The organism is Streptomyces regalis (assembly GCF_001509475.1).
Classification (GTDB): domain Bacteria; phylum Actinomycetota; class Actinomycetes; order Streptomycetales; family Streptomycetaceae; genus Streptomyces; species Streptomyces regalis.
The window spans coordinates 1-10,854 of record NZ_LLZG01000091.1; the positions used below are offsets into that span (position 1 = coordinate 1).

A 10,854-nucleotide genomic window follows, 5' to 3' on the forward strand; every position below is an offset into this window, starting at 1 on the left:
GGCCGGGGCTGGGGCTGTGGTGGCTCGCCGAGCAGCCGGTCGAGGTTGTCCAGGAACGCGGTCGCGATCCGTGAGTCGCACCAAGGATCGGCTCCGGCGACCGTTCCAACTCGTCCCGCATGCCGGCCAGTGCTGCCAGACGCAGGACTCCAGGGCCCTGCGCACCCACTGGTCCGACGTGGCGGGTTCGGCCTCCGACGACGGAGCAGCCGAATGGCGAACGGCTCGTGCGAGCCGGTGGTCAGGAGGAGGGCACCGACCGTGCGAGCCAGTCGTACGCTCCCCGCGCCGTGAACTCGCCCTGACCGCCCCGCAGCAGCAGGCCGGCCGTCGCGAACTCCGGGGCGTCCGCCTGGGCGGCCACGTACGGGATCGCGATGCAGCGCATACCGGCCGCGTGCGCAGCGGCGGCGCCGGGGGCCGCGTCCTCCAGGACCACGCAGTCGCCCGGCGCCGAGCCGAGCCGGCGGGCCGCCTCCAGGAAGACGTCGGGGGCGGGCTTGCCGCGCTCGACCTCGTCGGCCGACACGACGGTGCGCAGATGGGCGTCCAGGCCCGTGCCGGCGAGGATCGCCGTGATGGCCCGGTGCGACGAACCGGACGCCACGGCCATCGGGACGCCCTCGGCCGCCAGCAGCTCCACGAACTTGCGCATCTCGGGGTACGCGCGCGTGGCGGTGCGGGCGAGGTCCAGATAGCGGCGGTTCTTGGCGGCGAGCAACTCGTCGACGGAAGGCCGCAGGCCGTACTCCCGCTTCCAGAGTGTGACCGTCTCCAGCGTGCTGATGCCGACGTACCGCTCGTGATCCGCCCACGTGAAGTCGGGAACCCCGTGCTCGGCGAGAACCTGCCGGCCCGCCTCGTAGTAGTGGGGCTCGCTGTCCACGAGCGTTCCGTCCAGATCGAAGATGACCGAGGTGCCGTTGAGACCGCTCATGGACCCAGGATGTCAAAGGTCACTTCCGGGCCGCCGCCGCCCGCCCGATCGACTCCACCAGCGGCAGCAGCCGTTGCGGGACGCGCTCGCGCAGGGCCACCTCGGTGCGGGTGCGGACCACGCCGGGCAGGCTGATCAGCTTCTGGATCACGTCCTCCAGGTGCGCGTTGTCGCGGGCCACCACCCGGGTCAGCAGATCCCCACCGCCCGTGATCGAGAAGGCCTCGACGATCTCCGGTACGGCGGCGAGCGCGTCGCCCACGTCGTCGAGATGGCCCTGGGTGACCTCGATGTGCACAAAGGCCAGCACCGGGTGGCCGAGGGCGGCGGGGGACAGCGTCGGCCCCGTGCCGGTGATCACGCCGTCCCGCTCCAGCCGGTCGAGCCGGGCCTGCAGAGTGCCCCGCGCGACGCCGAGGATGCGGGCGTACTCGCGCACGCTCGTACGGGGCTGTTCCAGCAGCAGCCGCAGGATGCGGGTGTCGAGCTCGTCCACGGCCATGGCGTCCGGCCTCTCCTCGTACGTGGTCCGTTGGCCCGTTGGTGGACGATCCAGGACCGGAATCTCTGTACCAATGGACCAGCATATTCGACGTCACTTGAGCCAGTCGCCGTCGCGATGCTGCAATGGGACCGTCGATGGCGCTGCGGACCTCCGCGGCGCCTTTTTCATGCCGGTGCAAAGGGGCGGAAAGCAGTGCTGAAGAGGGTGTTCGTGGCGCCGGACCCGGGCCGGGCGAGGCTGCGCTTCGCCGTGCGGGCCGTCCTCGGCATCGGGCTCGCAGTCGTCGTCTGCGGCCTGGCCGGACACTCGCTCGTCGGCGCCGTCACCGGCGGGCTCGCCGCGCTGCTGGCCCTGTTCACCGTCACCGACGCCACGGTCCGCGGGCAGGCGGTCACCACCGTGCTGCTGCCGCTCGTCGGCCTCCCCGTCCTCGCGGCGGCGGCCGAACTGCACGACCATCCCGTCGCCCGCGACCTCACCTTCCTCGCCGTGGTCGGTGCCGGCGTCTACGCCCGCCGCTGGGGCCCGCGCGGTCACAGCCTGGGCGTGTTCGCGTTCATGACCTTCTTCGTGGCGCAGTTCCTGCAGGCGACCCCGCGACAGCTGCCCGAGCTCTACGCCGCCGTACTGCTGTCCCTGCTCACCGCGGCAGCGGTCCGCTTCGGCCTGTGGTGCTACGAGCGCCGCCTGCCCCCGGCTCCCGTACCCGCACCACCGGGCGGCACCGGTCTGGCCCGGGTGACCACGCGCCAGGCGATCCAGGCCACCGCCGGCGCGGGCTTCGCCCTCGTCGTGGGCCAGCTGGTGTCCGGGCACCGCTGGTACTGGGCCGTCGGCGCCACCTGGTGGATCTTCGTCAACACCACCTCGCGCGGCGAGACCCTGGTCCGCGGCTTCCGCCGCGTCCTCGGCACGGTGATCGGCATCGGCCTCGGCCTGCTCGTCGCCGTCCCGCTGAACGGCGCGGGCATCCCGACGGCCGTGCTCCTCGCCGTCTGCGTCTTCGGCATCTTCTACACCGCCGCAGTCTCCTATAGCTGGATGATGCTGTGCGTCACCGTGCTCGCCGAGCTCCTCTACGGCCTCCTGGGCGTCCTCGACCCCGCCCTGCTGGCGCTGCGCCTCGCCGAGACCGGCGTCGGGGCACTCGGCGCCGTGCTGGCCGTGCTGCTCGTCCTGCCCGTCACCACGCACACCGTCACGGACGCCTGGATCCAGCGGGCCCTGCGCTGCGTCCACGCGGCCACCGCCGAGGCCGCCGCCCGACTCGCCGGTGACGAGACCGCCGACCCGGCCTCCCGCGTGGCCGAACTGGAACAGCTGCTCGGCCGGGTACGGCTCTCGGTCGCCCCGCTGGTGCACCCGCTGAACCCGATGCCGGCCCGCAAGCGGCGGGCCCGCCGCGTCCTCGCCCTCCTCGACGACTGCGCCCGCGAGATCCGCGGCCTGGCCGCCGTCGCCGCCGACCCGGAGGCCTCGCACGACGCCCGCCTGGCCGCCGCGTGCTGGCGCGTCGAGGCCGCGGTCGAGGCGCTCACCGGCGGCACGGACATCACCGCCCCCGCCGAGCAGCCCACGGTGTCGGACCCCGCGCTGGCCCATCTGCACGGTCTGGAGCGGGCCCTGGCCGAGCTGGCCCAGCCGCTGCGCACGCCGTCCGGTTCGCGGCTCGTCGGAGCGTGAGAGCGCCGGGCCCGGGCGGTCCGGCGGCCTCGGCCGTCAAGTCGCTCGGGCCTTGAGCAGCTCGGCCGTCATGTCGCTTTATCGGCCACCTGGAGGGTGGATCAGGCCGTCCGCCGGGTAACCCCGCGCCATCGGACGCACGGAACCCGCGAGCCGCGCGGGAGCGGCCCGCGGGCGAGTCTCCTGGGGGTGTGCCATGCGGAACTTCCCTCGCGCCACGGCGCCGTACCGGGAACCCGTGACCGGTGCCGGCCCCGTCCGGTCGGTCGGGCTCCAGGGCCGCCCGCCGAAGGACGGCCCGCCGATTCCCGCGCGGCCCGCCCCGCCGCCGTACGCCCTTGTCCGCGCCGCCACCGACTTCCTCGCTCTGCATCGCCACCGCGCACCAGGCGATCGCGGACACGGGGACGTACCGCCACACCCCGCAAGAACTGGCCTTCGGCGCGCGCGTCGCCTGGCGCAACGCCAACCGGTGCATAGGGCGCCTCTACTGGCGGTCCCTGCACGTGCGCGACCTGAGGGACGTGCGCGACGCGGACGGGGTGGCCGAGGCATGCGCCGGGCACCTCAGGGACGCGACCCGGGACGGCCGGATCCGCCCGATGGTCACGGTGTTCGCGCCCGACGAGCCCGGCCGCCCGGGCCCGCGCATCTGGAACGAACAACTCGTCCGGTACGCCGGCTACACCCGCCCCGACGGCCGCGTCACCGGCGCCCCCCGCAACACCGGCATCACCGCGCTCGCCCTCCGCCTCGGCTGGCCCGGCGGCCCCGGCACCCCCTTCGACGTCCTGCCTCTGCTCGTGCAGGGGACCGGCGACGACGCCCCCCGCTGCTTCGGCTTGCCGGACGGCGCGGTGCTCGAAGTGCCGCTCAGCCACCCCGAGTACACCTGGTGGCGCTCGCTGGGCCTGCGCTGGCACGCGGTGCCCGCGCTCGCCGACATGTGCCTGGAGATCGGCGGCACCTGCTACCCGGCGGCCCCGTTCAACGGCTGGTACATGGGCACCGAGATCGGCGCCCGCAATCTCGCCGGACCGCGCCCTCGTCGAGCTGAGCCGCTCGGTACCGCACTCCTTCGACCGCGCCGGGGTCACCGTCACCGACCACCACACAGAGTCCCGGCGCTTCCTCGACCATCTCGGCCGCGAGGAGCGCAGGGGCCGCCGGGTGGGCGCCGACTGGTCGTGGATCGTGCCGCCGATCCCGCCTACGTGCACCACGCTGAGGCCAGGGCCCGCGCGAAGGGCGTTTTCGGGCGCGACATGACCGAACTCGCCGACGATTAGGTGACCTTGGTCTAGACCGATGATGATCCGCTGCTACCGTCACCCCGGACGGAACCCGACCGGAAGGGGACAGCGGTGGCAGACGTCGGCAGGCGGGAAAGGCGGGAAGGGCGAGAAAGCCGGGGGGTGCGGGCCTTTGTCGGGTCGTTCACGGCGGCGGGAGGTCATGGCATCACCGCGGCGTCGGTGGCGGCGGGCAGTGGCGCGCTGACCGTCCTGAGCGGCGTGGACGACATGCCCGACCCGGCATACCTGGCCCTGTCGCCCGACGGCGACACGCTCTACGCGGTCAGCGAGACCGCCGAGGGCGCGGTGGCCGCCTACCGCCTGAGCGGGGGCAAACCGGAGCTCATCGGATCACCGGTGCCGGTGGGTGCCAGCGGACCCACGTACCTCAGCGTGTTCGCCGGCCATGTGCTGACCGCCAACTACGGCTCCGGCAGCGTCACCGTCGTGCCCGTCCGCCCTGACGGCGCCCTCGCGGACGCCCCGTCCGCCGTCCTCCAGCACACCGGCTCGGGCCTGCACACGCCACGCCAGCAGGGCCCGCACGCCCACCAGGTGCAGCCCGACCCGAGCGGCCGCTGGGTCGTCAGCGTCGACCTCGGTACGGACTCGCTGCGGGTGTGCACACTGGCCGACGGCACGCTCGACGTACACCGGGAGATCGCCCTGCGGCCGGGCTCGGGCCCCCGCCACCTGGCGTTCCGCCCGGACGGCAGGTACGCGTACGTCCTCAACGAACTCACCCCCACCGTCACCGTCTGCCACTGGGACGCCGACGACGGCACGCTGAAGCCGCTGGCCGAGACGCCGGTACTGCCGGGCGCCCCGGCCGGCGACGCCTATCCGTCGGGGATCGTCGCCTCGCCCGACGGCCGCTTCGTGTGGACCGCGACGCGCGGCGAGGACGTGCTGTCGACGTTCGCCGTGGAGGGCGAGGAGCTGCGGCTGGTGGGGACCGTGACCTGCGCCGGGCACTGGCCGCGCGCGATCACCGAGGCGGGAGGGTTCCTGTACGTCGCGAACGAACGCTCCGGTGACGTCTCCTGGTTCGCCGTGGACCCGGCCACCGGACTCCCGCGCTACGAGGGCTCGATCGAGGCGCCCGCAGCGTCCTGCGTGGTCATCGGCCAGGCCGCCGAGGAGGCATGACCGGATACCGAAGGGATCTCCCAGGGGCGCCCGAGGGGTGTCCAGGGGACGCCGAAGGGCCCGCTCCCGGGTGCGGAGAGGGCCCTTCGGCACTACTACGGCTGTGACATGCGCGTCAGCGGACCGGCGTGCCCTGCGGCTGCTGCGGTGCGATGCCCAGCGCCGTCGTGTACTTCGACAGGGCGAGCTTCCCGATCGCCGGATACGGGCCGAGCGCCTCGGCGGCGGAGCAGCCCGCCTCCTGGGCAGCCTCCGCGATCAGGCTCGGGTCGATCTCCGGCCCTATCAGGTACGGCGCCAGCGCCAGCTGCTGCGAGCCCGAGGAGCGCAGCTGCTCGGCAACGGCCGTGATCGAGCCCTCCTGGTCCAGGGCCGCCGCCATCACCGGCACAGCGAGGCGCGCGGCAAGCAGCATGCCGGTGATGCCGGCCGCCTGCACGGCCTCCTCGCCGCCGACGGAGGCCAGGACGATGCCGTCCGCGGCGGTCGCCACGGTGAACAGCCGGGCACGGTCGGCGCGGGCCAGACCGGCCTCCGACAGGCGCACATGCAGCGCCTCGGCGAGCAGCGGGTGCGGGCCGAGCACATCGGTGAGGTCGGCCGCGACCCGGCTGTCCATCACGGCCTGGCGGATGACGCGCAGCAGCGCGCTGTCCGGGCCGGCCAGCAGCGGCACGACGACGGCGACGGGGCCCTCCGGCTCCTTGACCTCCACACCCGCGGCGAGCGCCTGCTCATAGCGGGCGGTGCGCTCCTGGGCGGTGTGCACGAGCACGGACTGGAGCGTGGGGAACTCCACGTCATCGCCGTCGACGTACCCGATCCGGGCGTCGAGACCGGGGAGCTCGGAGCGGGCGATGCTCACGACCTCCTCGGCGAGGCCACGGGTGGCGGCGCTCGGCGTGCCCGGCACCGCGAGAACGAGCGCGGGCGCGCCCTCGGGAGCCGCCAGGGGCTCGGGTCGGCGGTGCCGCCCGGGCTGACGAGGTCGCGGCATTCGTACTGGCAGGCCGGACGCGGGCCCAGTGGGGGAGCTCATGGCGACGCATGTTACTGGCTTCCTGGGCTCCCCTGTTCGGGGAGGGTGCAGGTGAGCGGTATCCGTCCATATTTGTCTGATTGAGTTACGTGCGGTGCGGAAGCGGACGGCGTAGGTGGATCAGTCCCTCTTTCCGGTCCTCACGCAGAGCATCGCCTCGTCACTCGGCAGAGTGAGCGCGCCCGCCGCCAGATCGGTCGCGATGCGCACCGCCCCCTGCAGCGGATCCCCGGCGGCCGGCACCCGCCGCGCATGCGGCAGCCGCTTCGACAACTCCTCTTCCAGCGGTACGAGAAGAGGGGCGCCCAGCTTGAACAGGCCGCCGGTGAGCGCGATGTGGGGCTCTCCGGCGGCCGGACAGACGGCGGCCGCCGATTCGGCCGTGTGCCGTGCGGCGGCCCGCACGATGTCCGCGGCCACCGGGTCGCCGTCGGCGCAGGCGGCCACGTGCGGCGCGAAGGAGGCGAGGACGGCGGGACGGTCCGGGCGCGGATAGAGCTTGCCGGGCAGCCCTCGCACCGGGCCGAACAACTCCTCGGCGCGGGCCAGCAGCCCCGCCGACCCGCCGGGCCGCCCGTCGTGTGCGCGCAGCGCCGCCTCGAGCCCGGCCCGCCCGATCCAGGCACCGCTGCCGCAGTCGCCGAGCAGATGCCCCCAGCCGTCCGCGCGGTGCCAGCACGTCAGGTCGGTGCCGATCGCGATCAGCCCCGTACCGGCGGCGACCACGACGCCGGGCCGGGGCCCGAGGGCGCCGACATAGGCGGTGACGGCATCGGCGACGAGGGCGAGGCGCCCGATGCCGAACTCCCGCTCCAGCGCGGCCGGCAGTTCGGCGCGCAGGGCATCGCCCAGGGTGGCGAGCCCGGCAGCCCCGATCACGGCCGTACCTAGCCGAGCGACTCCGCTCTCGGCGACCAACGCCCGCACCATGGGCACCAGTTGCTCCATCAGGTGCCCGGGGTCGATGCCCCGGTCCCCGATGCGGACCGGCTCGCGAGACTCCCGCCGGGCCGGTGCCCCCTGGTCGACGGTGCCGACGATGACGCGCAGCCCCGATCCTCCGGAGTCGACGGCGAGGAACCCGGAGGAGTCGGTCACGGCAGGCGCCAGTCCACCGGCTGTCCTCCCTGTTGGATCAGCAGGTCGTTGGCCCGGCTGAACGGGCGGGAGCCGAAGAAGCCGCGGTCGGCGGACATGGGGGAGGGATGGGCGGACTCCACCGACGGGAGCTTGCCGAGCAAGGGGCGCAGGTTGCGGGCGTCACGGCCCCAGAGAATGGACACCAACGGCTTGCCGCGGCCGGCGAGCGCACGTATGGCCTGCTCGGTGACCTCCTCCCAGCCCTTGCCGCGGTGGGCGGCCGGCTTGCGCGGGGCCGTCGTCAGCGCCCTGTTGAGCAGCAGCACGCCCTGCTGGGTCCACGGCGTCAGATCGCCGTTGGACGGCTGCGGCAGCCCCAGGTCGGTGTTGAGCTCCCGGTAGATGTTGATGAGGCTGCCGGGCAGCGGACGCACCTCGGGCGCGACCGAGAACGACAGCCCCACGGCATGTCCCGGTGTCGGATACGGGTCCTGTCCGACGATCAGGACCCGTACGTCGTCGAACGACTGCTGGAAGGCCCGCAGGACGTTCGGCCCGGCCGGCAGATAGGTGCGTCCCGCGGCGATCTCCGCGCGCAGGAAGTCGCCCATCCCGGCGATCCGTTCGGCAACGGGCTCCAGGGCCTTCGCCCAGCCCGGTTCGACGATTTCATGCAAGGGTCGTGGTGCCACGGGCGTCACCCTACTGCCGTACCGGCAGCGGTGATCAACCAGTGGCCAAGGCCGGCCCGTAAGCCCCGGCGACTCGGACGGCTCATGCGGTCACCGCGGCCCGCACGCACAGCACGTCCGGCAGATGCGACGCCAGCTGCTGCCAGCTGTCGCCGTCGTCGGCCGACGCGAACACCTCGCCGTTGCGGTTGCCGAAGTACACGCCCGCCGGGTCCGCGTCGTCCGTGCACATCGCGTCGCGCAGCACCGTGCCGTAGTGGTCCTCCTGCGGCAGCCCCGCCGACAGCGGCTCCCAGGTCTTGCCCGCGTCCGCCGTACGGAACACGCGACATCGGTGGTCGGCGGGCACGCGGTCGGAGTCGGCGTTGATCGGGAAGACGTACGCCGTCCCGCCGCGGTGGGGGTGCGCGGCCGCCGCGAAGCCGAACGTGGACGGCAGGCCCTCGCCGATGTCCGTCCAGTGCGCGCCCGCGTCGTCGCTGCGGTACACGCCCCAGTGGTTCTGCAGATACAGGCGGTCCGAAGTCGCCGCATCCTGCGCGATCTTGTGCACGCACTGGCCGAACTCCGGGTTCGGATCCGGCAGGAACACCGCGGAGACACCGGAGTTGGAAGGCGTCCAGCTCGCGCCGCCGTCGGCCGTCTTGAACACCCCTGCCGTCGAGACGGCGACTGTCACGGCGCGTGGGTCGCGCTTGTCGGTGATCACGGTGTGCAGGCCCTCACCGCCGCCGCCCGGCACCCACTTCGACCGGGTCGGGTGCTCCCACAGCGGGCGGACGAGCTCGAAGGTCTCGCCGCGGTCCTCCGAGCGGTACAGCGCGGCCGGTTCCGTGCCCGCGTACACCACGTCCGGCTCCGCGGCTGCCGGGTGCAGCTGCCACACCCGCTCCAGGGAAGCCTCCGTGTCCTTCGGGAACTTGACCGCCGGCTGGGCCGGTTCGGTCCACGTACGGCCCAGGTCGTCGGAGTGGAACACGGACGGACCCCAGTGCGCGCTGTCGCCGCCCGCCAGCAGCCGCGGACGCCCGCCCCGCGTGTCGATGGCGACCGAGTACACGGCCTGGGCGTTGAAGTAGGGAGTCTCGTCGAACTCCCAGCTGCCACCTCGCCTCCGCCCGATGAACAGGCCCTTGCGCGTGCCCACGGCGAGCAGTACCTCGGTCATGCCGATCACCTCCGCGACGTCTTTGTCTCAGACACCGGCCAGTCTGCACCCCGGCACTGACAGTCACCTCTGGAAAGGGCTATGTCGCAGGTCAAGGGGGCGAGGGTAGCTCGCCTCCGCGAGCTGCGGGGCGGTTTCGCGAAGACCCCCACGGGGGCCGCGTGACCCGTGCCACGGTCGACTCCCGGTATGTGTCGTGAGCATCCGCCTGCCGTCTCCCGTATGGGAGGGAGGTGGGTCCGGCATGTTCGTGCGCTCATGAGGAGGAAGCCTTCGATGGCGTTCCGTGGTCCGAAGGTGTGGCTGTGGCGTTGGCGGCGCAATCCGCTCAAGCGCCGGGCCGACGCGGTGGAAGCCTGGGTACTGCTCGCCGCCTGGGCGCTCACCGTCCTCGTCGGAGTGCTCGCCGGCCTTGCGACGGCCCGCACGGTGGAGCAGGGAATGGCCCGGGAGCGCGTCGAGTGGCGCCCCGTCGTCGCCCTGCTCACCGAGCAGGCGCCGGGCACGACCGACGCGCGTTCCGGCACGCTGAGCGGCGTGAGTGTGTGGGCGAAGGTCCGCTGGAGCGCGCAGGACGGTTCCGCGCACACCGGTCAGGCCCGGGTCCGGCCCGGCAGCGGCGTCGGCACGCCGGTCACCGTCTGGACGGACCCCCAGGGCCGCCTGGTGACCCAGCCCGCCACCCCGTCCGAGGCCCGCTCACGAGCCGCACTGGTCGGCGGCCTCGCAGGCATGTGCGCCGCGTCCGTGCCCTTCCTCGCCGGCCGCGCCCTCCGCCGCCGCCTGGAGAGCCGGCGCATCGACCGGTGGGGCTACGAATGGGCACGGTTCGGCCCACTGTGGGGCGGGCGGACGCCGGGGTGACGACTGTGCGAGGGACCAGCCAAGTGCCGTGGCTGCCCCGCCCGTGAATATCGTGGCTGCTGCTCTGCCCGTCGGATCACGCCGGTACGGCGTCTCGGTGCCGCCGGGGAAGACGCCCGGCGGTGGCCGCGGCCCGCGAAGGACGCGGGGCCTCGACGGCGAACGAGGCCGGTCGGCGGCACCGACGGCCAAGGATGCGGCGATTCAGGCCCACGTCCGTCCAGGAAGCGGCCCGGGACGCGGACCTGTGCCGGGCCACCTGGCTGCGCGGTCCCGGGAGGAACCCGACGATGGCCCACCCGATCAGCCTTGCCCGACTCCGCGTCCGACGGTGTCCGCCGCTCGATCAGTTGTGCTCGATTCCGCGTCCGGTGGTGTCTGCTGTTCGACCAGTCGTGCCCGGCTCCACGTCCTGTTGGTGTCCGTCGGCCGATCAGCCCTG

At 73.4% G+C, this 10,854-nt stretch carries 9 protein-coding genes and 1 pseudogene; 4 read left to right on the forward strand and 6 right to left on the reverse strand.

What is annotated here, in order from left to right:
- Positions 1 to 241: 241 nt before the first annotated feature.
- Both ADL12_RS14410 and ADL12_RS14415 read right to left on the reverse strand, forming a co-directional pair.
- Positions 242 to 937 carry an HAD family hydrolase gene (locus ADL12_RS14410; RefSeq protein WP_062702309.1) on the reverse strand — a complete coding sequence of 232 codons (696 nt, stop codon included), beginning with the start codon at positions 935 to 937 and terminating at the stop codon, positions 242 to 244.
- 19 nt (positions 938 to 956) lie between these two features.
- On the reverse strand, positions 957 to 1,439 hold the full coding sequence (locus tag ADL12_RS14415) for an Lrp/AsnC family transcriptional regulator (RefSeq protein ID WP_062702311.1): 483 nt from the start codon (positions 1,437 to 1,439) through the stop codon (positions 957 to 959).
- Positions 1,440 to 1,634: 195 nt separating this feature from the next.
- Here ADL12_RS14415 and ADL12_RS14420 point away from each other — a divergent pair, with 195 nt between their 5' ends.
- The 3 genes and pseudogenes from ADL12_RS14420 (at position 1,635) to ADL12_RS14430 (ending at position 5,569) form a co-directional block, all read left to right on the forward strand.
- Complete coding sequence (locus ADL12_RS14420) at positions 1,635 to 3,125, forward strand: FUSC family protein (RefSeq protein WP_062702313.1); 1,491 nt, start codon at positions 1,635 to 1,637, stop codon at positions 3,123 to 3,125.
- A gap of 245 nt (positions 3,126 to 3,370) precedes the next feature.
- Positions 3,371 to 4,394 (forward strand): annotated as a pseudogene (locus ADL12_RS14425) (nitric oxide synthase oxygenase).
- Between the two features lie 95 nt (positions 4,395 to 4,489).
- The gene (locus ADL12_RS14430; RefSeq protein ID WP_062702315.1) at positions 4,490 to 5,569 is read left to right on the forward strand and encodes a lactonase family protein; all 1,080 of its coding nucleotides are present in this window, start codon (positions 4,490 to 4,492) and stop codon (positions 5,567 to 5,569) included.
- A gap of 115 nt (positions 5,570 to 5,684) precedes the next feature.
- Here ADL12_RS14430 and ADL12_RS14435 read toward each other — a convergent pair whose 3' ends face one another.
- The 4 genes from ADL12_RS14435 to ADL12_RS14450 all read right to left on the reverse strand — a co-directional run bounded on the left by ADL12_RS14435 (position 5,685) and on the right by ADL12_RS14450 (position 9,548).
- The gene (locus tag ADL12_RS14435; protein WP_107119912.1) at positions 5,685 to 6,608 is read right to left on the reverse strand and encodes a sirohydrochlorin chelatase; all 924 of its coding nucleotides are present in this window, start codon (positions 6,606 to 6,608) and stop codon (positions 5,685 to 5,687) included.
- A 120-nt stretch (positions 6,609 to 6,728) separates the two neighbouring features.
- Positions 6,729 to 7,706, reverse strand: a complete 978-nt coding sequence (locus ADL12_RS14440) for an N-acetylglucosamine kinase (RefSeq protein ID WP_062702318.1) — start codon at positions 7,704 to 7,706, stop codon at positions 6,729 to 6,731.
- The gene (locus tag ADL12_RS14445) at positions 7,703 to 8,380 is read right to left on the reverse strand and encodes a uracil-DNA glycosylase (protein ID WP_062702319.1); all 678 of its coding nucleotides are present in this window, start codon (positions 8,378 to 8,380) and stop codon (positions 7,703 to 7,705) included. Before ADL12_RS14445 ends, ADL12_RS14440 begins: the two co-directional genes overlap by 4 nt.
- Before the next feature lie 82 nt (positions 8,381 to 8,462).
- Positions 8,463 to 9,548, reverse strand: coding sequence for a WD40/YVTN/BNR-like repeat-containing protein (locus tag ADL12_RS14450; RefSeq protein ID WP_062702321.1), 1,086 nt, complete (start codon positions 9,546 to 9,548; stop codon positions 8,463 to 8,465).
- A gap of 276 nt (positions 9,549 to 9,824) precedes the next feature.
- On the opposite strand from ADL12_RS14450, the gene ADL12_RS14455 reads away from it, so the two are divergent.
- Positions 9,825 to 10,412, forward strand: coding sequence for an Rv1733c family protein (locus ADL12_RS14455; protein ID WP_062702323.1), 588 nt, complete (start codon positions 9,825 to 9,827; stop codon positions 10,410 to 10,412).
- Positions 10,413 to 10,854: the final 442 nt, after the last annotated feature.

What these genes read in the sequence shown, in the direction of transcription:
- ADL12_RS14410 (WP_062702309.1), bottom strand. Translation starts at nt 937, where the DNA reads ATGAGCGGTCTCAACGGCACCTCGGTCATCTTCGATCTGGACGGAACG.
- ADL12_RS14415 (WP_062702311.1), bottom strand. Translation starts at nt 1,439, where the DNA reads ATGGCCGTGGACGAGCTCGACACCCGCATCCTGCGGCTGCTGCTGGAA.
- ADL12_RS14450 (WP_062702321.1), bottom strand. Translation starts at nt 9,548, where the DNA reads ATGACCGAGGTACTGCTCGCCGTGGGCACGCGCAAGGGCCTGTTCATC.
- ADL12_RS14435 (WP_107119912.1), bottom strand. Translation starts at nt 6,608, where the DNA reads ATGAGCTCCCCCACTGGGCCCGCGTCCGGCCTGCCAGTACGAATGCCG.
- ADL12_RS14455 (WP_062702323.1), top strand. Translation starts at nt 9,825, where the DNA reads ATGGCGTTCCGTGGTCCGAAGGTGTGGCTGTGGCGTTGGCGGCGCAAT.